Source organism: Rhodococcus yananensis (genome assembly GCF_020515525.1).
In the GTDB taxonomy this organism is placed as follows: Bacteria; Actinomycetota; Actinomycetes; order Mycobacteriales; family Mycobacteriaceae; genus Rhodococcus; species Rhodococcus yananensis.
In genome coordinates this window covers 32761-54570 of record NZ_JAIYEP010000025.1, presented here as the reverse complement: position 1 = coordinate 54570, position 21810 = coordinate 32761, and the positions used below count along the sequence as shown (strand labels likewise).

Below are 21810 nucleotides of genomic sequence, written 5' to 3'. Positions count from 1 at the left end.
GCCCGCACCGTGCGGTGCGGGCCCCTCGTCGCAGATCACACTGCCTCGGATCCCACTGTCGGGGTCTCATTCTCCGGCTGCGCGGGGGATGTAGTCGTCGGGTTCGTCGTACCCGTCGGCGTAGTAGTAGTCGTCGTAGCGGTCGAGGTGCTCGAACGCGGGGTCCTCGTCGTCGAGGTCGACGACCATCGCACCCGGGCGGTACAGCTCCACGCCGTCGCGGTACTCGTCGCGGCCCTCACGCCGCGACCGGTGCATCCGGGCGAGTCGGCGGCGGCGGATCTCCTGCTCGAGCCGCACCTGGCTGCGCAGGTAGAACAGATAGCCGACGAGGCCGACCGAGGCCAGTCCGCACAGCCACCACATGATCGGCGACACGATGAGCGCCAGCGCCGCGGTCATGATCGCGGCGATCAGCAGCCCGAGGACGGATCTCTGCCGGATCTCGTAGCGGGCGGCGCTCGCCTCGGCGTCCGCCTGCGGGTCGAATCCGCCGCGACCCCGGCGACGGGGCGGCAGCGCATCGGATTCGGGCGGGTACTCGTCGGATTCGATGCCGATGTCGGCTTCGGGATGATCGTCGATCTGTGTGCTCATACGGTCCTCCGCGTAGCGGTGCGTGCGTTCACGACTCGGACGCCAATGCGGGTCGGTACGGTGACCGGTCGCCGGCCCGCGCGGAGCGAGCGGCTCGTCGTCGCCGCGATGCAGAACCCTGGTGGCCAGCGCTGCGTCGGTCGTCTGCCGGATACGAGGGCGCTTCGTGACCAGCATCGGCACCAGGACGAACAGCCACACGGCTACGAGTCCGATCCACAGGAGTGAGTTCGGCATCCCGGTGGCCCTCCTCCCAGTTGTCGCCTACCAGTCGTCGACGCCACTGACCTTGTCAAGGCTAACGGCATCCACACTCTCATCACTACAGAAACGCCGACTCAGGCGATCACAACCGCCACACGAGTCACGCGAAACCATCTGACACATTCTTCACTTTAGTCACATCCATACGCAGGCGGCTGAGGATTGTTACTCAGATCCCCCAATGTTTCGGTAACTTTGGGTAACAGATACTAGCGGATGGTGTTCACGCCCAGGTCGCGCGGCCACTGCGGACCAGACGATCGGCCACCGACCCGGGCACCTCTTCGACCGTCATCGCGACCAGCAGATGGTCGCGGAACCGCCCGTCGACGTCGAGGTACCGCTCGAGCAGACCCTCGTCGCGGAAACCGACGTTGCGCAACACCGCGCGGCTCGCCTCGTTCTCGGGACGCACGGTGGCCTCCACCCGGTGCAACCCGACCGGGCCGAAACAGTGGTCGAGCCCCAGCGCGACCGCAGCGGTCGCGACGCCGCGACCGTTGACGTCCTTCTCCACCCAGTACCCGATCCACGCCGACCGCAGGGCACCGCGCACGATGTTGCCGACGGTCAACTGCCCGCAGAAACGCCCGTCCAGTTCGATGGCCATCGGGATCATCGCGCCGCGGTGGGCCTCCGCGCGCAGACTCCGATACAGGCCGGGCCACACGGAGATGTGGTGGCGCGCATCCCACGGCGACTCACCGGTGGGTTCCCACGGTTCGAGGTGCGCGCGGTCGCGGATCCGCAACCGGCTCCACGCCGCGGCATCACGCAGCTTCACCGACCGCACCGTCACCAGGCCCCCGGCGACGCGCAGCGGCCCCGCCGACACGGGCCATCCGGGGTGACGCGTCATCCACGCTGCCCGAGGAAGACGACGTCGACCCGGTCACCCGTCTGCACCTCCGACACCTCGGGATCGACGATGACCAGACAGTTCGCCTCGGCGAGCGTCGACAACAGGTGCGACGACGAACCGGTGCCGCCGAGCGCCTGCACGAGATAGTCACCGGACGTCTCGTCGCGCATCAACCGGCCGCGCAGGTACCCCTTGCGGCCGGGAACGGACGTGATCGCCGCGACGGTGCGCGCCGACACCACGCGGCGCATCGACTTGCGGCGACCGAGCGCGATGCGGATCAGCGGGCGCACCATGACCTCGAACACCACGAGCGCACTCACCGGGTTCGCGGGCAGCAGGAACGTCGGCACCTCGTCGCGACCGAGCCGACCGAAACCCTGCACGGACCCGGGGTGCATCGCGACCCGATCGACCTCGAGCTCCCCCAGGTCGGTGAGGGCTTCACGCACGTCGTCGAGGGCTCCACCGCCCACGGCACCGGCGATGACGACGATCTCGGAGCGGATGAGTTGCCCCTCGACGACCTCGCGGAGACGTCGCGGTTCGGTGTCGGCGATGCCCACACGGTTGACGTCGGCGCCGGCGTCGCGCGCCGCGGCGGCCAGGGCATAGGAGTTCACGTCGTACACCTGGCCGGGCCCGGGGGTGCGATCGACGTCGACGAGTTCGCCCCCGATGGAGATCACCGACAGGCGCGGTCGCGGGTGCACGAGCACCTTGTCGCGGCCGACCGCGGCGAGCAACCCGACCTGCGCGGCACCGATGATCGCGCCGGCCCGCACGGCGACGTCGCCGGGTTGCACGTCGTCGCCGGTGCGACGCACGTAGTCGCCCGAACGCACGGCTTCGAGGACCTTGATGCGGGCGGTGCCGCCGTCGGTGCATTCGAGCGGGAGCACCGCGTCGGCGAGTGTCGGCAGCGGCGCGCCGGTGTCGACGCGCACGGCCTGCCGCGGCTGGAGACGGATGGGCTGTCGCGACCCGGCGCGGACCTCCCCGACGACGGGCAGCGTCACATCGCCGGAGTCCTCGTCGCCCTCCGTGTCGTCGCCGTCGGTCTCGGCGCGACGGTTGTCCGCGCCCTGGACGTCGACGCTGCGCACCGCGTAGCCGTCGATGGCGGCCTGGTCGAATCCGGGCAACGGGCGTTCGGTGACCACTTCCTCGGCGCACAACAATCCCTGTGCCTCCGAGATCGCCACTCGGACGGGCCTGGGTGCGACGGCAGCCGCCGTCACCCTGGCCTGCTGCTCCTCAACCGACCGCATACCGCTTCTCGTCCTCCCGACCCGTTGTTCGTCGCATCACCGCGACCGAGGGTGTGTCTCTACTGCCCCAGGCGCTCGATCAGCCACTCGCGGAGCGAGGGGCCGTACTCCTCGGTGTTCAACGCAGAGTCAACCGCAGCGCGCAGGTAGCCACCGGGATTTCCGAGGTCGTGTCGAGTACCCCGGTGCACGACGACGTGGACGGGGTGGCCCTCGGCGATGAGCAGTGCGATCGCGTCGGTCAGCTGCAGTTCGCCGCCGGACCCCGGTTCGATGCGGCGCAGCGCGTCGAAGACTGCACGGTCGAGCAGGTAGCGACCGGCCGCCGCGAACGTCGACGGTGCGTCCTCGATGTCCGGCTTCTCGACCATGCCGACGACCTTGAGGACGTCCGGGTTGACGGCGTCGGGAACGATCTCGACGTCGAACACGCCGTACGCGCCCACCTGGTCCTTGGGGACGTCGATGGCGCACAGCACCGAGCCGCCACGCTTGGCGCGGACCCGCTGCATGGTCTCGAGCACCCCGACGGGCAGCACCAGATCGTCGGGCAACAGCACTGCGACGGCATCCTCGTCCGGGTCGAGCGCCACCTCGGCGCAGGCGACGGCGTGACCGAGCCCGAGGGGCTGCTCCTGCACGACGGACGACACCTCGAGCAGGCCGGGGGCCTTGCGGACCTTCTCCAGCAGCTCGTACTTACCCTTCGCCTCGAGCTTCGATTCGAGGACGAGATCTTCGACGAAGTGCGCGACGACGCCGTCCTTGCCGGGCGACGTGACGATCAGGAGACGCTCGGCTCCCGAGTCGGCCGCCTCCCCGGCGACCAGCTCGATACCGGGGGTGTCGACGACGGGCAGCAGTTCCTTGGGCACCGTCTTGGTGGCCGGCAGGAACCGCGTTCCCATTCCGGCCGCGGGGACGACCGCCGTCCTGAAATGGCGCGCGACCTCGGTCGGATTGTTCGTCATAAGCACTCACCCTAACTTTCGCCGTCCGGGAGCCGGAGAGGTGACCATAAGGTGACACCATGACCCCACCCGACAAGGCAGTGTGGCGCACGCGCATCCTGAATGCGAGACGCACCCTCCCCGGCGACGTGCGTCGCGTCCAGGATGCCGCTCTCGCGGCGTTCGCGGTGACGGTGACCCCACGGGGTGGGACGGTGTGCGCGTACGTTCCGGTGGGTTCCGAACCGGGCGCGGTGTCGCTGCTCGACGCGCTGGCCGAGGTGGCCGCGGAGGTGCTGGTGCCCGTCACCAGGCCCGGGGAACCGCTGTCGTGGGCCCGGTACACGGGCGCCCGAACGCTGGTGGCCGCGGGCTTCGGACTGCACGAACCGGACGGCGAGGTGCTGCCGCCCGAAACGGTGGCGCGCGCCGCGACCGTGCTGGTTCCGGCGTTGGCGGTGGATCGGCGCGGGGTGCGGCTGGGCCGCGGCGCCGGGTTCTACGACCGCACTCTGCCCCTGGCTTCGCCGGATGCGGCGCTGATGGCGGTGGTGCGCGACGACGAACTCGTCGACGAACTGCCCGAGGACCCGCACGACGTGCGCATGGGTTGGGCGTTGACACCCGGGCAGGGACCGGTCCGTCTGGGAGACCGCGGGGGTCGTGCGGAATAACACACTCCCTTCCCTTGTTGGCACTGTGGTCTGTAGAGTGCCAACTCTGACTCGATCGCGGAGGATTCACCGGTGCCCACTTACTCATATGCCTGCACGTCGTGCGACAACAGCTTCGACATCGTGCAGTCGTTCAGCGACGACTCCCTGACCGAATGCCCGCAGTGCCAGGGCAAGCTGCGCAAGCTCTTCAACTCGGTCGGCATCGTGTTCAAGGGCAGCGGCTTCTACCGCACCGACTCCCGCAGCGGCTCCACCGCCAGCGAATCCGCGAGCACGTCGAGTTCGTCGACGAGCACCAAGACCGAGTCGGCCCCTTCCGCATCGAGCTCATCGAGCACCGCCGCATCGAGCACCCCGGCCGCCGCCGCGAGCTGACCACCGCTCCCCCACCGTTCGCACACGAGTAGTCCACAACCCCCCGGTTCATCCACAGGGTGGGCGCAGACCCCGCGTGAAGGGCCGACGGGCCGTTCCGACCGCCTAGGTTCGGGACATGCCCGCCGGCCCTTCGCCACTGAACAGTCAGCCGTTCCGCCGTCAGCCGTTCCACCCTCCCCGGCCGCCCGCACCGGCACAACCGCCCCTGCGGCCCGCGTCCCTGCAGCCCGGCCCGCTCGACCGGTTCGGTGAGCTGCTGCGCCCCGGATGGTTCCGCACGCCCACCGCGCGCCGCGTCGCCGCGGGCCTCCTCGTCGTCGTCGCGGTACTGCTGATGTTCCGCGGCGATCCCGGCGCCGCCCGGACATCCGTGGTGGTCGCCGCGCGCGACCTGTCGCCCGGACACACCCTCACCCGCGACGACGTGACGGTCGCCGAGCGCGAGAGCAGCGCCGTCGTCGCCGGAACACTCACCGATGTCGCCGCCGCCGTCGGGCACACCGTCGCCGGGCCCGTCCCCACCGGGGAAGCCCTCGTCGACACCCGCGTGCTCGGCCCGCGGCTCGCGTCGGCCGCCGTCGGCCTCGACGACGCCCGGCTCGTCCCCATCCGGCTCGCCGATGCGGGCGTCGGCGAGCTGCTGCGGGAAGGCGATGTCGTGGACGTGCTGACGGTCGCGGCGGAGCCCGTCGGCGACGCCGCGGGACCACCCGGCGCCCACGTGCTCGCAACCGGCGCCGTCGTGGTGCTCGCGCGCCGCGACGCATCGTCGGGTACCGGCCGCGACCACGTGGTTCTCGTTGCGCTCGGCGCCGATCAGGCCACCGCGGTGGCCGCCGCATCGCTTGTGAGTGCGCTCACCGTCACCGTGCACTGACCACACGGACACCGGCGGGCGGTTTATCGTCCACCTGTCGGCATGTGACGCGGGACACCCCCGTCGACAGGCGATACGGGATTCCCCCGGTCGCGGGCGAGAGCCGACACCGCATCGCGCGGACCTGCCGAAAGGAACAGCAGCATGCTGAAGGGGTTCAAGGACTTCCTGCTCAGAGGAAACGTGCTCGACCTGGCGGTCGCGGTCGTCGTCGGCACCGCGTTCACCGCGATCGTCACGGCGTTCACCGAATACGTCATCAACCCGCTGATCGCCGCGCTGGGCGGCGACAACGAACTCGGCTGGGGTTTCCAGCTCGTCGCCGACAATCCGTCGACGTTCGTCAACATCGGCGCGGTGATCACCGCCGCGATCAACTTCGTCATCATCGCCGCGGTGGTGTACTTCGTGCTGATCGCGCCGGCGAACGCCGCGAAGAAGCGCTTCGCCACCGACCCGACCGACGACGAGGCCAGCGCGGAGGATCTGCTGATCCAGATCCGCGACATCCTCGAGGCACAGACCGGGCAGCCGGGGCAGGGTGGCGCGCACGCCAAGCCCGCTCCCGATCAGCTCTGAGTCTTCCCGCCACACGAAGAGACCCGACACGAAGAAACCGGTCCCGCTCGGAGGTTCCGAGCGGGACCGGTTCGTTCTACGACCGGGTCGGGCGTGCTACGCCGTCACCGTGCGTGGATCCGTATCAGACGGTCCAGGCCTGACCGTAGGTGGTGACGTTGTCGCCGTTCTCCGTGATGGCGCGCACGAACGGGCGGACCTGGATCGCGCCGACGACGCCGGACGCGGTGCCGTGGACGTTGGCGAACTGGACGGTCTTGAAGTCACCGTTGAATTCCTTCTCGGCAACGACGAGCTCCTCGATGCCCGGAGCCGGGGTCAGCTCGAGCTCGGCGTAGGCCTGGGGGAGGATGTCGGTGACAGCTGCGCCTACGCTCTGCTCAGCGCTCGGGCCGTCGCTATCCACGCCCACACTCGCACCTGCGCTGAGAGTGAGGTCCGGGGTCGAGTAGGTGACGCCGATGGCACCGTCGATGCTGGCGGCCCACGCGAACTGGTAGCCGAACTGGAACAGGGTGCCCTCAGCGTCGGCGGCGTCCTCACCGATCAGGTTGACGGTGCCGCGGCCGTTGTGGAAGAACTCGCGGTTGAACGGGCTGCCACCGAGAGCGGGAACACCGTGGATGTGGGTGTCCTCCTGGGTCACGACGACCTCGAGGCCGTCGGAGACGATGCGGTTCTGGTCGTTGACCTCGGCCGAAGCGGCACCCGAGGCGCCGACGACCATGCCGAGAACGGCGGCACCGGCCAGGACGCTGTTACGGGCGGCCTTGAAGCCACGCGACTTGATTCCCATGATTACTCCGTACTTGGTGGTGGGGATTTACTGCGGGATTGCTCGGTACCGGACTCAGAGAGTCCAGACCTGGCCGTAGGTGGTGACGTTGTCGCCGTTGTCGGTGATGACGCGGACGAACGGGCGGACCGAGACCGGGCCGATGACGCCGGTCGCGGCGCCGTGCACGTTGGCGATCTGCACTTCCTTGAAGTCGCCGTTGAACGCGCCTTCGGCGACGACGATCTCCTCGATTCCGGGGGCCGGCGTGAGCTCGACACCCGCGGTGACCTGGGGGAGAACGTTACTGACAGTCAGTGAGTCTTCGTCGACGACCTTGCTCAACGCGAAAGCCCGGATCGGCTGATCGTTGGCGTCGAGGATCGGGTTTCCTGCGTCGTCCTGGAGATACACGGGTTTGCCGTCGGCATCGACCGCAGGCAGGTACGTCTCGGTGCCCGCGGTGGTGGCCTCGAGCTGCGGGCTGGTCCAGCTGAACCCGATCGAACCGTCGATCGACGCCGACCACGCGACCTGGTAGCCGAACTGGAAGGTCGAGTTCTCGAAGTCGGCCGACTCGGGGCCGACGATGTGGGCGAGACCGCGGCCGTTGTGGAACCACTCGCGGCTCAGCGGGCTACCGCCGATCGGGGGCACACCGTTGATGAAGGTGTCCTCCTGGGTGACGATCACCTCGTGGCCATCGGACACGATCCGGTTCTGGTCGTTGACCTCGGCGCTCGCCGCGCCGGCCGATCCCAGAACCAGACCGGCCACGGCGGCGAACGCCACCGTGGCGTTGCGGGCGGTCCGGAAACCGCGTCGCGTCTGAATCTTCATGAATGCCTCATCCGTTCTTTATGTGCCGGGTCGCGCGCCCGCTCCGACAACGTGGTCGCCTCGCCCCCGCGACGCACATTCACACACACCGTCGCCGGGAGCTGCCGCCGATGGTGTTGTGATGAATCAACGTCCGCACGGTTGCGTAACCGATTCGTGATCAATTCCCAGCCTCGCGACCGTTCCTTGACCTGATCGAACCTGTGAGGAGATTAGACCGTGACCCAGAACCGGACAACACTTTGATCCACGTCGTGGAACAGCGACATTTCGGAGTTCACGGATCCGGCGGAGCGCAAGATTCCCGGTACCGAGATTCACACCACAGCGTGCTTCTCGGCCGCGACAGCGCCCGGCGCGCACCTCTCTACCCGAACATCTGCCCAGGTGACACACTGATTGTCCGGGAGCACAAGATCACCCGCCCGACCTGCGCTGTGACCAGAGACACGAGACCCCCCGGCGCGTCGTCCGCGCCGGGGGGAAAGGGAAGGTTAAGGGAAGGTTGCAGCACCGGCAATTCCGGGTCCCGTCGCGTCCGAAGTGACGCTAACCTAAGTGATCGATATCACAGTTTGCCGTGATGTGGGGGAACCTGCCGTCGCAACCAGTCGTCGGACTCGTCGGTTCGCGGCGCCTCGGACCCCCGTTCGTCGCGCGTCGTCTCGGGAAGGACGTCGCCGAAGATCCGATCGAGTCGCGCGCGCTCGGCCCGCGACAGCGATGTGCGTTCCCGCGCCGGCGGCGGGGCGTCGCCGGTGTCGTTGGTGTCCTTGCCGGAAATGGTGCTACTCCTCCACCCGAGACAACTCTTCGATGACGTACGACGCCAGCGGCAGCAGCGTCGCCATGCCGTCGCGGATCGCCGCGCGTGACGACGCCAGGTTGACGACCAGCGTCGACCCCGACACCCCGACCAGTCCGCGCGACACCCCGGCGTCGACGGCACCGGAGGCGAGCCCGGACGACCGCAGGGCCTCCGCGATCCCCAGGATCTCGTGGTCGAGGACTTCCGCGGTGGCCTCGGGAGCGACATCACGCGGGGTCACCCCGGTGGCGCCGACCGAGATGACCAGATCGACACCGCCGATGACGGCGGTGTTGAGAGCGTTGCGGATCTCCACCTCGTCGGCAGCGACCGACACGACCCCGTCGACCACGAATCCCGCTTCCGCGAGGAGCTCGGTGACCAGCGGACCCACCGAGTCGGGATTGTCGCCGTGCGACACGCGGTCGTCCACGACGACGACGAGGGCTCGGCCGATTCGGGGCGCTTCGAGTTCCATGAACTCCAAGGTAGTTCCCGGGGCGTCCGGACGCGCTGTATGTCCGGGAAACCGCAGTGTGAGTACGTTCTCGATCATCGTCCACCTGTCTGTGCGTCGGAACCTGTCTGTACGTCGACGGTCTGCGGGTTGCCGCCCCGCGCGTCGGTGTAGGTGATCTGCACGGTCGAGCCCGGAGCCTGGGAGCGGATCGCCGCGATCAGCGAATCGCCGTCCGTGATCACCCGATCGTCGACCTTCGTGATGACGGCGCCGCGCGGGATCCCGGCCGCCTCCGCGGGACCCCCCGCCACCACCTCGACGACCGTCGCCCCGTCCGCGTCGTCGCGGGTGGGTACCTGCACGCCGATGATCGCGTGGGTGGCGCTGCCGGTGTCGATGAGTTCCTGCGCGATGCGGCGGGCCTGCTCGACGGGGATCGCGAACCCGAGCCCGATCGACCCGGCCTCGCCGCCCGACGTGGCGATGGCGGTGTTGATGCCCACCAGCCTGCCGTCCATGTCGACGAGGGCTCCACCCGAGTTGCCGGGGTTGATGGCGGCGTCGGTCTGCACCGCGTCGATCACGGTGTTCTGGTTGCCGGTCTCGCCGCTGGTGGAGACCGGCCGGTTGAGCGCCGAGACGATGCCGGAGGTGACGGTGCTCTCGAGGCCGAGCGGCGACCCGACGGCGACGACGCTCTGCCCCACCTGCAGGGCATCGGAATCGCCGAGTTCGATGGGGGTCAGGTCGGTGCGTGCGTCGACCTTCACGACAGCGATGTCGGAGACGGGGTCGGTGCCGACGATGCTCGCGGGCGCGGAAGTGCCGTCGGAGAAATACACGGTCAGCTGTGCCGGCTGTCCGGCGCCGGACACGACGTGGTTGTTGGTGAGGATCAGGCCGTCCGACGACAGGACGACGCCCGAGCCCTCCCCCGACGCGGAACGCCCGACCACCTCGATGCGCACGACGCTCGGCACGACCTTCTGCGCGACGGCCTGCACCGATCCGGCCGGGGCGTTCGCGACGGTCGTGGTGTCGGCCTTCGGTGCGTCCAGCGCATTGGTCACCGCCGGGGTGTTCGCGTCGCGCACCGTCCACGCACCCACCGCACCGCCGATACCGCCGCTGACGAGGGCGAGCGCGACCGCACCGATCGCGAGCGCGGAACGCCCCGGCATCCGGCCCGCCGGCCGCGGCGCCGCCGGGTGCGGCTGCGGCACGTCCGGGTGCGGCTGCGGCACGTCCGGGTGCGGTGTGCCCGCGCCCGGGTACGGATGCTGCCCGGGTGCCTGCGGGTGGCCCTGCTGCGGTGTCGGCTGCGCCCCGTACGGGTGGGGCCGGTACGGGTTCGGGTTCGGCTGGTGCTCCGGTTGCCCGGCACCACGAGTGGAGTCGTCGGTCATCGGTGGATCGCCTTCCCAGCGGGTCGCGCGCTGTGCGCGGAGCACTGTCGCGCTCGCTCTGTCGTCTCGCTCTGTCCTCCAGGATGAACCGGGTAACTGAGAACCGCCTGAAAGTCGCCTCCCGGTTTTCCTGTCAAACACTCACGATTCCAGCTGCGACGTCCCCGGCAGGACGATCTTGATGAGTGCGCCGCCGCGTCGCGAACGCTCCACCCCGATCGTGCCGCCGTGCTTCATCACGATCTGCCGGACGATCGCGAGCCCCAACCCCGATCCGGGCATCGAGCGGGCAGTCGTCGCGCGGTAGAACCGTTCGAACACCAACTCCCGTTCCTCCTCGGGGATTCCCGGACCGGCGTCGTCGACGGTCAACTCCATCAGGCCCGCGTCGATCTGCCGCATCGCGACGATCACGTCCTGCCCGGCCGGGCTCCACTTCGCGGCGTTGTCGAGCACGTTGACGACCGCGCGGGTGAGGGTCGCGTGGTCGCCGAACACGAACCACGGTTCCGTCGTCGCGGTGAAATCGATGTCGGTGCGTCGGCGACGCGCCCGCTCCAGGCTGCGTTCCACGACGTCCGCGACGTCGACCGCCTCGAACACCGTCTCCGGGGCGTCCTCACGGGCCAGATCCACGAGGTCACCGACGAGCGTGGACAGTTCCTCGATCTGGCCGACGACGTCGGCGCGGAGCTCGGCCATGTCGTCGTCCGGCAGGCTCGGCGCACCCGGGCTGCTCGCGGCGATGAGCAGTTCCATGTTGGTTCGCAGCGACGTCAACGGGGTGCGCAGTTCGTGGCCGGCGTCCGCGACGAGACGCGACTGCCGCTCCCGGGACTCGGCGAGCGCCCGCAACATCATGTTGAAACTCTCGGTGAGCCGCGCGAGCTCGTCGTGCCCGGTGACGCTGATGGGTCGCAGGTCATCGGTCCGCGCGACACGTTCGGCGGCCGCCGTCAACCGCGCGACAGGTCGTAGACCGGTGCGGCCGACGGTCGCGCCCGTCGCACCGGCGAGGACGACACCGCACCCGCCGACGAGGAACAGCACGCTCGCGAGCCGGTTGAGCACCTCGACGGTGGGGCCGAGACGCTGCGCGATGACGACGGTGCTGCCGTCGGGAATGCGTTGGGCGAGCACCCGCTGCTGATCGACGGTCCGCAGCGACGAGTCGGCGGCGCCCGTCGCGACGGCGAGTTCGGGGTCGCCGATCGGCACCGACGATCCGGGGGGCACGTACTGCCCCAGATCCGGGTAGACGAGGGCGACGGAGATGTCGGAACTGTAGAGCTGGGCACCCCCGATGTAGCGCGGATCGTAGGTGATCAGGGTGCTGGACTCGACGAGCGCGTCGGCGCGGGCACGGAGCTGCTTGTCGACGTCGGCGTACAGGGCGCGGGCCACCACCATGTAGGCGGCGATGGACGTCACCGCGACCGCGATGGCCACGGCACCCGCCGCGAGCAACGTCACACGGACCCGCAGCGGCACCGAACTCGTCAACAGCATCGGTGGTCGCATCGGGCGGCTCACGGCGGGGTCTCGCGCAGAACGTAGCCGACGCCGCGCACCGTGTGGATCAGGCGCGATTCGCCGCCGGCCTCCGTCTTGCGCCGCAGATACCCCACATACACCTCGAGGGCGTTGCCGGACGTCGGGAAGTCGTAGCCCCACACCTCCTCGAGGATGCGGCTGCGGGTGAGCACTCGCCGCGGGTTCGCCATGAGCATCTCCATGAGGGAGAACTCGGTGCGGGTGAGGCTGATGGGCCGGTCGCCGCGGGTGACCTCGCGGGTCGCGGGGTCGAGGGTGAGATCTGCGAAGCGCAGGGTTTCCTCGGCGGCGCCGTCGGGGCCGATCGTCGTGCGCCGCAGCAGGGCCCGGAGTCGGGCGAGGAGTTCTTCGAGCGCGAACGGTTTCGGCAGGTAGTCGTCGGCACCGGCGTCGAGTCCGGCCACACGCTCGGACACCGAGTCGCGGGCGGTGAGCACGAGGATCGGCAGGTCGTCGCCGGTGCTGCGCAACCGGCGGCACACCTCCAGGCCGTCGACGCGCGGCATCATCACGTCCAGCACCATCGCGTCGGGACGGGCGGCCGCCACCTTCTCGAGCGCGTCCTGCCCGTCCGTCGCGAGTTCGACGGTGTACCCGTTGAAGCTGAGTGATCGGCGCAGGGATTCCCTCACCGCCCGGTCGTCGTCGACCACCAAGATGCGCATGGGCACCATTTTGGCCCCGGCCACTGAGAGTCGGCTGAGAACCGTCAGAGTGTGTCGGGGTCGATCACTCCGAGTTGGACGGCCTTCACCAGTCGGCGGGGAACGCGGTGCGTGACGCCGTGTACCGTCACCGGCACCAGATCAGGCGCCGCGGTGTTCCACTGCGCGCGGCGACTGCGCGTGTTCGAGCGGGACATGCGTCGTTTCGGAACTGCCATCGGTTTCTACCTCTCCTCTCCTGCGACCCGTGTGTACATCCGGTCACTCCGGCTACTGGGAGCGCACACGGCGGCCGTACTTGCGTTCGAACTTCTCGACGCGGCCGGCCGTGTCGAGGTTGCGGGCGGTACCCGTCCAGAACGGATGCGATTCGCTGGTGACATCGACGACCACCAGCGGGTAGGTGTTCCCGTCCGACCACTCGATCGTGCGGTCGGACACGACCGTCGAACGGGTCAGGAACGTCGACCCGGTGTTCGCGTCCTGAAAGACCACTGGATGGTAGTCGGGGTGGATATCTGATTTCACGTCGATCACCTCTCTGTATTCGGCTGTGCGTCGGCACGGGTGCCCGCATCGACGCCGTCGTCGGTGCAGGGGTCACGGTGGTGGTGGCCGAAGGGGTCGTCCCACATCGGCCACAACTCGGGATGGGCGAACTCGTCGTCGGTGAGCAATGCCTCACCCAACGCGCCGAGGATCGCCTCAGGGTCGGCATCGTGGACCAGCACGACGAGGGAGGTGTCGCGGTCGCCGTAGGTTTCGTCCCAGCGCAGCGCCGCCATCGCCAGCCGCGTGTCGGGCGCCTCGGCGAGCTGTTCGGGGGTCATCGACGCCAGCCACGGCCCGGCGTGCGCGACCCGCAGCCCGCCCCCGGCGGATTCGATGAGCAGCGCGGTATCGGGCTGGGTCGCCACCCACACGCGGCCGCGGGTGCGGATCACCCCGTCGAGCAGCACGTCGATTGCCTCGTGCAGCCGCTCCGGGTGGAAGGGACGCTGCGCGGCGAACTCGAGCAGTCGCACCCCGCAGTCGTCGTCGAGCGGTGGCTGGCCGCGCAGCAGCGGCGAATACGCGCCGCTGATCTCGCCGCGGCGCGCCGTCGGCGGGATGCGCAGCAGCAGGGCCTCGACATCGGGGGTCGCGGACCACACGACCGGCGCGTCGGGTGCCAGGCGGGTGAGCACGGCGTGCAGGCGGGCCTGCTGCCAGCCGTCGGCGCCCGGCCGGACGACGAGGGCGTCGGCGAACTCGACCTGCCCGACGACCACCTGCGCGACGGTGCGCTCGTCGTCGGGAGTGGTGGAGATCTCCTCGTCACCGCTCGCGTCGTCGAGCCAGGTGGCAGCGTCGAGACACGTGACCACGGCGTCGACCCGAACGTCACGGGCGGCGGGTCCGTCGATCTGCCCGACAACGTCGGCGACCACGACGTGCTCGATGGCCCAGCACACGGCTTCGGGTTCGAGTTGTGGGTCGAGGCGCAGCACGATCCGGTCGACGTTGCTACGCCGGTGCAGGCTCCGCAGCAGCGGCAGCAGGTCTTCACGCAGAGTGCAGGAGACGCAGCCGTGGGCAAGTTCGAGCGGTGTGTCGCGGCGGTCGTCGACGGTGGTCACGGTACGGCGCACGAGCCCTTGTGCGAGTTCCCGGAGGTCGTGGTGGACGACGATCGTGCCGGCCTTCAGTAGCGAGGCAGCGGCACCGGCGGTCCCCGGGTCGCGACCGGACACGACGATCAGCGGTGTCCTGGTGTCCACAGCACCCCTTTCGAAAATGGTTGTCATCAATGGTTCGAGAGCGTAACCTCATCGGAGCCGTTTGTCGAAAATGATTGTCGTTACGTGTTGTGCGTGCGACGAAGGAAGGACAACCCGTGTCTGCGCACTGCCAGCTCACCGGACGCTCCCCCGGATTCGGGAAATCCGTCTCCCACTCCCACGTCCGCACCAACCGCCGCTGGAACCCGAACATCCAGCGCAAGACGTACTACGTACCCTCGCTCGGGCGGCGCGTCACCCTGACGCTGTCCGCAAAGGGCATCAAGACCGTCGACCGCGACGGCATCGACGCTGTCGTCGCGCGTCTGCGTACCCGCGGGGAGAAGATCTGATGGCCCGCAACGAACTGCGCCCCATCGTCAAGCTGCGGTCGACCGCCGGAACCGGCCACACGTACGTCACCCGCAAGAACCGTCGCAACGACCCCGACCGGCTCGTCCTGCGCAAATACGATCCGACGCTGCGCCGACACGTCGACTTCCGCGAGGAGAAGTAGCCGTGGCCAAAAAATCGAAGATCGCCCGCAACCGGCAGCGAGAGGAGATCGTCGCCCGGTACGCCGAGCGTCGCGCGGAGCTGAAGGCGATCATCCGACGGCCGTCGAGCACACCCACCGACCGAGCCGCAGCTCAGGCCACCCTCCAGCGCCTGCCCCGTGACGCGAGTCCGGTACGATTGCGCAATCGAGATGCCGTGGACGGCCGCCCTCGCGGCCACCTGCGCAAGTTCGGCCTGTCGCGCGTGCGTGTGCGTGAGCTGGCCCACCGCGGGGAGCTCCCCGGCGTCCACAAGTCGAGCTGGTGAGGAGCGAGGTATGGCAGTCAAACGAGGATCGTCGAAGAAGTCACGCGCTGTCGAGGGCCGCAAGCCGAAGAAGAATCCGCTCTTCGCGGCGAAGATCGACCACGTCGACTACAAGGACGTGAACCTGCTCCGCACGTTCATCTCCGACCGCGGCAAGATCCGCAGCCGTCGCGTCACCGGTCTGACCCCGCAGCAGCAGCGTCAGGTGGCCATCGCCGTCAAGAACGCGCGCGAGATGGCTCTGCTGCCCTACGTCAGCGGCAAGTAACCTCTCTGCCCGAACGGCACCCGTTGGTGAGTGTGCAGTTGTCGGCGCCTCGAGGCCCGAAAACCACCGATAACTGCACACTCACACCGGCGCACCCGCGTCACGCAGATGTCTCCGGACCCGCTCGACGACCGTGCGCGGCGTGCGACGCAGCAACTCGGAGTTCACCCGGATCACCGCCCATCCGAGAGCCGCGAACTCCTCGTACCGTTCGATGTCGACGGTCCGCTGTCGCGGATCGGTCCAGTGGTGGGCACCCTCGTACTCGACGGCGACACGCCACCGCGGCCAGCCCAGGTCGGCGTGACCGATCACCCGGTGTCCGTCGACGATCGGCACCTGGGTCTGCGGCACCGGGAGTCCGGAACGGACGAAGAGCAGTCGGACGCGGGACTCCTGCGGCGACTCCGCACCCGGATCGACGAGCGCGAGCACATCGGTGAGCTTCGCCAGCCCCCGTTCTCCGGAGTGCCGCTCGGCCAGCGCAGCGATCTCGGCCGGTTGGAGCCGCGTGACGCGACACAGTTCGTCGAGCCTGGCGACCGCGTCGTCACGGGCCAGCCACCGGCCCAGGTCGAACCCGGTGCGGGCGGGTGTCGTCACGGGAAGTCCTCGCACGTCGCACACCTCGTCGCTGAGCAAGGTATCGCCGTGGACGAGCACACCCGTACAACCCCGACGGCTTCCGTGCCGGACGAGTTCGGCGGGTTCTCGCACATCGATCCACCTACTCCCGTGCATCGCTGCCGCGGACAGACCTGCCACGACGCCGACACGCCCCGACCACAACCATGCCGCGTGCGCACGATGCGCCGCGTCGAGCGGGACGGAAGCGTCGATGTACACGTTGCGGTACAGCCGCGTGAAGCGCCGCAACTGCCCCTGCCCGACCTTGCCCTGTGCTACCGCCTCCGACCCGAGGAAGGGCCTGTCGAATTCCCCCATTTCCGACACGATGCCGGACGGCACCCCGATCGGGAACCCCCTTGTCGCGCACCTGTGGACAACTCCGCCGAGTGTGCACATATCGACGTGTTCCACCCGGTGAACGGCCCGTAGCTGCACACTCGACAACCCACCCCGCTCAGATCGTTAGACTGGGCAATCGTGTCTGGCGTGATCTCGGGATTCACTGTGATCTTCGTGATCATCGCAATCGGGTTCGTACTCGGACGCCGAGGCACGCTCGGCGCCGACGCGCAGACGGTGCTCAGCAAGATCGTGTTCGTCGTCGCGACGCCCGCGTTGCTGTTCGATGCACTCGCGACCTCCGACCTGTCGTCGATCTTCTCCGAACACCTGTACGTCGGTGCCGCGACCGCGCTGGTCGTCGCGGCGGTCTACCTCCTCGTCGCGCGACTGTGGTTGCGCCGCGCCGTTCCCGAACTGGTGGTCGGTGCGCTCGCCTCGTCGTACGTGAACTCCGCGAACCTCGGAATCCCCATCGCCGTGTTCGTCCTCGGCGACGCCTCGTTCGTGGCGCCCCTGATGCTGTTCCAGATCATCGTGCTCTCCACCCTCGCGCTCACCGCACTCGACGTGTCGACCATGCGGGAGGGTGCGTCGCGGTGGGACACGGTCACCGCGCCGTTCAAGAACCCCATCGTCCTTGCGGGCGCCGCCGGGCTGATCGTCGCCGGCACCGGATGGACGGTACCGACTGCGCTGATGCAACCGATCCAACTGCTCGGCGGGGCGTCCGTTCCCGGCGCCCTCCTCGCATTCGGGCTGTCGCTGCAGGGCGTGCGGGTACTGCAACGCGGCACCAGCCCGCGCCGCGACGTCGCCGTCGCCTCGTTCCTCAAGATCGTCGTGCAACCGGTGCTGGCGTACGCGATGGGCCGCTACCTGCTGCACCTCGACGACGAAGGCCTGTTCGCGGTGGTCGTCGTGGCGATGCTCCCGACCGCGCAGAGCGTGTTCGTGTACGCCGCCGCGTACGGGCGGGGCACCGTCCTGGCCCGCGACGCCGCGCTCGTCACGACGCTCGCCGCGGTCCCCGCCATCGCCCTCGCGACCGTGCTCCTCACCTGATCTACGAACGCCCCCGACTCCACGCCGCCCACAACGTCGCGTACCGGCCGCCGCGCGCGACCAACTCGTCGTGTGACCCCTCCTCGACGATGCGACCGCCGTCCATGAGCACCACCCGGTCGGCGCGCGCCGCCTGACTGAGCCGGTGCGCGACGATCAGCGCGGATCGTCCCTTCAACGCCTCCTCCGCCGACGACTCGAGGCGGTCGGCGCCGGCCGATCCGGCGTCGGCGGTGGCCTCGTCGAGGATCACCAGCGCCGGATCCAGCAGGATCAGGCGGGCCAACGCGAGTTGCTGTTCCTGCATCGGTGTCAGGACGTGCCCGCCGGCACCGACCTCGGAGTCCAGGCCCGCCGGCAGCCGCGACACCCAGCCGTGCGCTCCGACCCGTTCGAGCACCCCGACGAGACGTTCGTCGGACGCGTCCGGGGCGGCCATCCGCAGATCGTCGCGGACCGAGCCGGAGAACACGTGCACCTCCTGGGTGACCAGAGCGATGTCCTTCGTGCGCCGGGCGTCGCCGAGATCACCGATGGGCACACCCCCGAACGTGACGGCACCGACGGTCGGCGGGTGCACCCCGGCGAGCACCGCCGCGAACGTCGTCTTCCCCGCCCCGGACGCCCCGACCAACGCGACGTGTTCGCCGTCGCGGATGGTCAGGTCGACGCCGTGCAGGATCTCGGGGCCGCCGTCGTACCCGAACCGCACACCGTGGGCGACGAGTTCACGTCCCGCCGGTGCCGGTGCGTCCCGCGGCGCGTCGCCGCCGATGTGCTCTTCGCATTCCTCGATCAGACCCGCGATGCGCGACAGCGACGACAGTCCGCTCTGCAGTTCGTCCATGACGACCAGCAGTTGCCCCATCGGACCGAACAGTCGGAGGAAGAACAGCATCGCGGTGGTGGTGACACCGACGGAGATCTCCCCGCTGTCCACCAACGCGAATCCGACGAGCAGGATCGACGACATGCCGAGGAACTCGGCGAGGTTGACCCGCCCGAACAGCCGGTTGACGACGATCCGCGCCCGCAGCTCCCACCGCGCGACCCACCACGAATGATGGTCGATGGGCCCGGCGAGCCGCGACCCCAGGTCGAAGGCGTGCACCGTCGGGAGGCCGCGGATGCCGCCGAGCACATGGTGGGCGCGTTCGCCCATCGCGATCCGCGACTCCCGGTAGATCGGTGGTGCGTCCCGCGTGTACATGCGGGCACCGAGATAGTGGATCGGCAGCACCACGACGAGCACGATCAGGAACCGCCAGTCGAGGGCGGCCAACCCGAACATGGTGAGCACGACGGTGAACAACGACCCGGACACGACGGGTGCGGTCGAACGGATGGCGTCGCTGACCTGCGCGACGTCGTCGGTTGCCCGCGACACCAGATCGCCGCTGCCCGCCGATTCGATGCGGGCGAGCGGCAGACGCATCGCGGCGTCGAGCATGCGTTCGCGCACCCGCGCCAGCGCCGTCTCGAACAGTCGCGAGGTCAGGACGAGTCCGAGCCCACCGAGCCCCGCGTACACGGCGGTGCCGACGACCATCGCCAGTCCCAGCCACGCGATGTCACCGAGGTCACCGCCGTCGAGGGCGACGTCCACCGACCGGCCCATCGCCCACGGGGTGACCAGCCCCGCCGTCGCCGCAGCGACGAGCACGACGAACACACCCACCACCGCGGCGCCACGACCGGAGAACGCGGCGATCGCCACACGGAGCGTGCCGCGCGCATCGGCGGTGCGGAACCGTTCACCGGCGTGCGCCGGAATGGGGGTGCTCATGCGTTTTCCTCGAGTCGTTCGGTGACGGACGGCACGACGATCACGTCGTCGGCCGCGGCCGTCAGCGCCGGGGATCGGGTGAACACGATCGTGGTGCGACCGCGACGCAGTTCCGGGAGCCGATCGGCGATGACCGCCTCGGTGACGGAGTCGACCGCCGTCGTCGGATCGACGAGGACCAGCGCCTCGCTGCCGGCGGCGAGCGCGCGGGCCAGCGACACTCGTTGACGCTGCCCTCCCGAGAGCATGCGTCCCGCTTCCCCGACGGGCGTGTCGAGGCCGGCGGGCAGAACGCGGGCGACGTCGTCGCAGGCCGCGGCGAACACGGCGCGGGTGACGCGGGCGTCGGCGTCGGGGGCTCCGTCGGGGATACCGGCGGCGATGTTGTCGAGGACGCTGCCCTCGAACAGGTGCGATGCGTGCGGCGCCACCCGAAGGTTGCGGCGCGCGGCGGCGTGGTCGAGGTCGAACAGGTCGACGTCGCCGATCAGGATCCGGCCCGCATCGGGGGTGCGCGACCGCGACAGCACGTCGACGAGATCGGCGACGGTCTCGGTGTCGGCGTGGACCACCGAGAACGTGCCGCGGCGCACCGTCAGGTCGAGGTCGCGGACGTCACCGACCGTCAGGGACTCGACGACGAGGTCGCCGCCGGTGGTGTCGGCGTCGCCCGTGGGGGCGGCGGGCGGGGCCTGCAGGATCCCGAGGACCCGCTCGGACGATGCGACGGCCGCAGCCCACACCGCACCGGCGTTGCTGCCGAGCGCGGCGAGCGGCGCCATGATGACCTGGGTGACACCGACGACGGTGATCAGTTGCCCCACGGTCAGGTGGCCGGTGACGGCCATCGCGCCGGCCGCGACCGCGACGCCCACGATGAGCAGGCCCGACACGAATTCCATGGTCGCGGTGTAGGCGCCCTCGGCCTTCGCCGAACCGAGCACCGCGTCGAGGGCGCGGCGACTCGCCGACCGGTAACGGCGGGACGCCTCGGCGTCGGCACCGATTCCCTTGACGACGCGGATGCCGGTGACGAGGTCGGTGGCGGTGCCCGCGGCGGCACCGGCGACCCGTTGCTCCTCGAAGCTGCGGCGACGCAGCGGACCGGAGCCCTTGTCGAGCAGCCACAGGATCAGTGGCGCCCCGACGAGGATCGCGACACCGAGCACCCAGGACGTGCCGAGCAGCACGATCGCGCCGAACAGCACGGCCACCATGTTCCCGATCGGGTAGACGGTGACGGCGATGCCGCGGGCGAGTTGCTCGACGTCGGACGTCGCGATGTTCAGGGCGACACCGGGCGCCCGCTGTTCACCGCCGAGTCCGCGGACGTCGAGGATGCGGTCGGTGACGCGGGTGCGCAGCCGATGCTGGACGGCGAGCATCCCGGCCTGCCCGATCCGGCCACCGAACCGCGCGGCGATCGTGAGCACGAGGAACAGCGCAGCCAGAACGAGCACCCACGTCCACAACGCCCCGATGTCGCGGGTGGCGACGGCCCGGTCGATGGCCTGACCCATGACGACGGGCACCAGCGTCTCGCACACCTGGTGCACCGTGACGAGCAGCGCCGCGGGGATCGTCCACCGGCGTGCGGCGACCATCGTGCGCACCGCGAATCGTCGCGGCGTGGTGTCGTCGTCCACGACGATCTCGGGTGTCGGCATCGCCTGCGGTGGCGGGTCGAAGAAGACGGGCAGTTTCATGTTCCTCCGGTATTCGGTCGCGGCGTACAGAGTGCCACGTCGAGCACCTACGGTGGGATCCGTGCGTCTCCTCACATTCGTGGCCTGTGCCCTGCTCGCGGTGGCGTGCGGATCGAGCGGTCCGGACGTCGAACCGCTGCCGGAGGTTCCTCATCCCGCCGACGCCGTGCCGTTCACCGCGCGTCCCGACATCGTCGACGCCGCGCCGTTGACGGTGCGGTCGTATTCGCGGGTGGCCGACGACCGCATCTCGCTGCAGTTCGAAACGGGCACACCCGAGTGCTTCGGGGTGGCACCGGCCGTCACCGAGAGCGACGACGTCGTCACCGTCGAACTGCTCGGTGGGCGCCTGCCGGAGACCCGGGACCGGATGTGCATCATGATCGCGGTGTCGGGGACGGTCGAGGTTCCGCTCGACGCACCGCTCGGCGAACGGGCGGTGACGGCCGCACCCTAGGGTTGACCCCA

Annotated in this window: 26 protein-coding genes; 10 read left to right on the top strand and 16 right to left on the bottom strand. The window is 69.4% G+C overall.

What is annotated here, in order from left to right; all coding sequences use genetic code 11:
- Positions 1–66: 66 nt before the first annotated feature.
- The 4 genes from sepX to LDQ05_RS08620 all read right to left on the bottom strand — a co-directional run bounded on the left by sepX (position 67) and on the right by LDQ05_RS08620 (position 3965).
- A complete protein-coding gene (sepX, locus tag LDQ05_RS08635) occupies positions 67–834 on the bottom strand; it encodes a divisome protein SepX/GlpR (RefSeq protein ID WP_226436493.1) in 768 nt (255 codons plus the stop codon).
- A 250-nt stretch (positions 835–1084) separates the two neighbouring features.
- The gene (locus LDQ05_RS08630) at positions 1085–1720 is read right to left on the bottom strand and encodes a GNAT family N-acetyltransferase (RefSeq protein ID WP_226436491.1); all 636 of its coding nucleotides are present in this window, start codon (positions 1718–1720) and stop codon (positions 1085–1087) included.
- Positions 1717–2994 (bottom strand): molybdotransferase-like divisome protein Glp, encoded by a 1278-nt coding sequence (gene glp, locus LDQ05_RS08625; RefSeq protein ID WP_226436489.1) that lies wholly within the window; start codon positions 2992–2994, stop codon positions 1717–1719. Before glp ends, LDQ05_RS08630 begins: the two co-directional genes overlap by 4 nt.
- Before the next feature lie 59 nt (positions 2995–3053).
- On the bottom strand, positions 3054–3965 hold the full coding sequence (locus LDQ05_RS08620; RefSeq protein WP_226436488.1) for a UTP--glucose-1-phosphate uridylyltransferase: 912 nt from the start codon (positions 3963–3965) through the stop codon (positions 3054–3056).
- Between the two features lie 59 nt (positions 3966–4024).
- Here LDQ05_RS08620 and LDQ05_RS08615 point away from each other — a divergent pair, with 59 nt between their 5' ends.
- The 4 genes from LDQ05_RS08615 (at position 4025) to mscL (ending at position 6455) form a co-directional block, all read left to right on the top strand.
- Positions 4025–4618 (top strand): 5-formyltetrahydrofolate cyclo-ligase, encoded by a 594-nt coding sequence (locus tag LDQ05_RS08615; protein WP_226436487.1) that lies wholly within the window; start codon positions 4025–4027, stop codon positions 4616–4618.
- Positions 4619–4690: 72 nt separating this feature from the next.
- Positions 4691–4996, top strand: a complete 306-nt coding sequence (locus LDQ05_RS08610; RefSeq protein WP_226436486.1) for an FmdB family zinc ribbon protein — start codon at positions 4691–4693, stop codon at positions 4994–4996.
- A 208-nt stretch (positions 4997–5204) separates the two neighbouring features.
- Positions 5205–5876, top strand: coding sequence for an SAF domain-containing protein (locus LDQ05_RS08605; RefSeq protein ID WP_287219787.1), 672 nt, complete (start codon positions 5205–5207; stop codon positions 5874–5876).
- Positions 5877–6020: 144 nt separating this feature from the next.
- Positions 6021–6455, top strand: coding sequence for a large conductance mechanosensitive channel protein MscL (gene mscL / locus LDQ05_RS08600; protein WP_226436483.1), 435 nt, complete (start codon positions 6021–6023; stop codon positions 6453–6455).
- A 124-nt stretch (positions 6456–6579) separates the two neighbouring features.
- Here the strand turns inward: mscL and LDQ05_RS08595 are convergent, their stop codons facing one another.
- The 9 genes from LDQ05_RS08595 to mrf all read right to left on the bottom strand — a co-directional run bounded on the left by LDQ05_RS08595 (position 6580) and on the right by mrf (position 14723).
- A complete protein-coding gene (locus LDQ05_RS08595; RefSeq protein WP_226436482.1) occupies positions 6580–7251 on the bottom strand; it encodes an MspA family porin in 672 nt (223 codons plus the stop codon).
- A 54-nt stretch (positions 7252–7305) separates the two neighbouring features.
- The gene (locus tag LDQ05_RS08590; RefSeq protein WP_226436481.1) at positions 7306–8070 is read right to left on the bottom strand and encodes an MspA family porin; all 765 of its coding nucleotides are present in this window, start codon (positions 8068–8070) and stop codon (positions 7306–7308) included.
- A 788-nt stretch (positions 8071–8858) separates the two neighbouring features.
- The gene (locus LDQ05_RS08585; RefSeq protein WP_226436480.1) at positions 8859–9356 is read right to left on the bottom strand and encodes a MogA/MoaB family molybdenum cofactor biosynthesis protein; all 498 of its coding nucleotides are present in this window, start codon (positions 9354–9356) and stop codon (positions 8859–8861) included.
- A 74-nt stretch (positions 9357–9430) separates the two neighbouring features.
- A complete protein-coding gene (locus tag LDQ05_RS08580) occupies positions 9431–10744 on the bottom strand; it encodes a trypsin-like peptidase domain-containing protein (protein ID WP_226436479.1) in 1314 nt (437 codons plus the stop codon).
- Between the two features lie 141 nt (positions 10745–10885).
- A complete protein-coding gene (locus LDQ05_RS08575) occupies positions 10886–12265 on the bottom strand; it encodes a HAMP domain-containing sensor histidine kinase (protein ID WP_226436500.1) in 1380 nt (459 codons plus the stop codon).
- Between the two features lie 8 nt (positions 12266–12273).
- Positions 12274–12963 (bottom strand): response regulator transcription factor, encoded by a 690-nt coding sequence (locus LDQ05_RS08570; protein ID WP_264184641.1) that lies wholly within the window; start codon positions 12961–12963, stop codon positions 12274–12276.
- A 44-nt stretch (positions 12964–13007) separates the two neighbouring features.
- The gene (rpmF, locus tag LDQ05_RS08565) at positions 13008–13181 is read right to left on the bottom strand and encodes a 50S ribosomal protein L32 (RefSeq protein ID WP_226436478.1); all 174 of its coding nucleotides are present in this window, start codon (positions 13179–13181) and stop codon (positions 13008–13010) included.
- 52 nt (positions 13182–13233) lie between these two features.
- Positions 13234–13491, bottom strand: a complete 258-nt coding sequence (locus LDQ05_RS08560) for a type B 50S ribosomal protein L31 (protein ID WP_226436477.1) — start codon at positions 13489–13491, stop codon at positions 13234–13236.
- 5 nt (positions 13492–13496) lie between these two features.
- Positions 13497–14723 (bottom strand): ribosome hibernation factor-recruiting GTPase MRF, encoded by a 1227-nt coding sequence (mrf, locus tag LDQ05_RS08555; protein ID WP_226436476.1) that lies wholly within the window; start codon positions 14721–14723, stop codon positions 13497–13499.
- Between the two features lie 116 nt (positions 14724–14839).
- Between mrf and rpmB the strand changes: the two genes are divergently transcribed.
- From rpmB to rpsR, 4 genes are read left to right on the top strand one after another with little or no spacing between them, the layout of a single operon-like run.
- Positions 14840–15076 (top strand): 50S ribosomal protein L28, encoded by a 237-nt coding sequence (gene rpmB / locus LDQ05_RS08550; protein WP_226436475.1) that lies wholly within the window; start codon positions 14840–14842, stop codon positions 15074–15076.
- A complete protein-coding gene (gene rpmG / locus LDQ05_RS08545) occupies positions 15076–15240 on the top strand; it encodes a 50S ribosomal protein L33 (RefSeq protein WP_226436474.1) in 165 nt (54 codons plus the stop codon). The genes rpmB and rpmG overlap by 1 nt, the downstream gene beginning before the upstream one ends.
- A gap of 2 nt (positions 15241–15242) precedes the next feature.
- Positions 15243–15548, top strand: coding sequence for a 30S ribosomal protein S14 (gene rpsN / locus LDQ05_RS08540; RefSeq protein WP_226436473.1), 306 nt, complete (start codon positions 15243–15245; stop codon positions 15546–15548).
- A 10-nt stretch (positions 15549–15558) separates the two neighbouring features.
- The gene (gene rpsR / locus LDQ05_RS08535; RefSeq protein WP_226436472.1) at positions 15559–15816 is read left to right on the top strand and encodes a 30S ribosomal protein S18; all 258 of its coding nucleotides are present in this window, start codon (positions 15559–15561) and stop codon (positions 15814–15816) included.
- Positions 15817–15897: 81 nt separating this feature from the next.
- Here the strand turns inward: rpsR and LDQ05_RS08530 are convergent, their stop codons facing one another.
- Positions 15898–16761 carry a type IV toxin-antitoxin system AbiEi family antitoxin gene (locus LDQ05_RS08530; protein ID WP_226436471.1) on the bottom strand — a complete coding sequence of 288 codons (864 nt, stop codon included), beginning with the start codon at positions 16759–16761 and terminating at the stop codon, positions 15898–15900.
- Positions 16762–16923: 162 nt separating this feature from the next.
- On the opposite strand from LDQ05_RS08530, the gene LDQ05_RS08525 reads away from it, so the two are divergent.
- Positions 16924–17850 (top strand): AEC family transporter, encoded by a 927-nt coding sequence (locus LDQ05_RS08525; protein ID WP_226436470.1) that lies wholly within the window; start codon positions 16924–16926, stop codon positions 17848–17850.
- A 1-nt stretch (position 17851) separates the two neighbouring features.
- Here the strand turns inward: LDQ05_RS08525 and LDQ05_RS08520 are convergent, their stop codons facing one another.
- Positions 17852–19636, bottom strand: a complete 1785-nt coding sequence (locus LDQ05_RS08520) for an ABC transporter ATP-binding protein (RefSeq protein ID WP_226436469.1) — start codon at positions 19634–19636, stop codon at positions 17852–17854.
- A complete protein-coding gene (locus LDQ05_RS08515; RefSeq protein ID WP_226436468.1) occupies positions 19633–21342 on the bottom strand; it encodes an ABC transporter transmembrane domain-containing protein in 1710 nt (569 codons plus the stop codon). The genes LDQ05_RS08520 and LDQ05_RS08515 overlap by 4 nt, the downstream gene beginning before the upstream one ends.
- A 61-nt stretch (positions 21343–21403) precedes the next feature.
- Here LDQ05_RS08515 and LDQ05_RS08510 point away from each other — a divergent pair, with 61 nt between their 5' ends.
- A complete protein-coding gene (locus LDQ05_RS08510; protein WP_226436467.1) occupies positions 21404–21799 on the top strand; it encodes a hypothetical protein in 396 nt (131 codons plus the stop codon).
- The last annotated feature ends 11 nt before the right edge of the window (positions 21800–21810 follow it).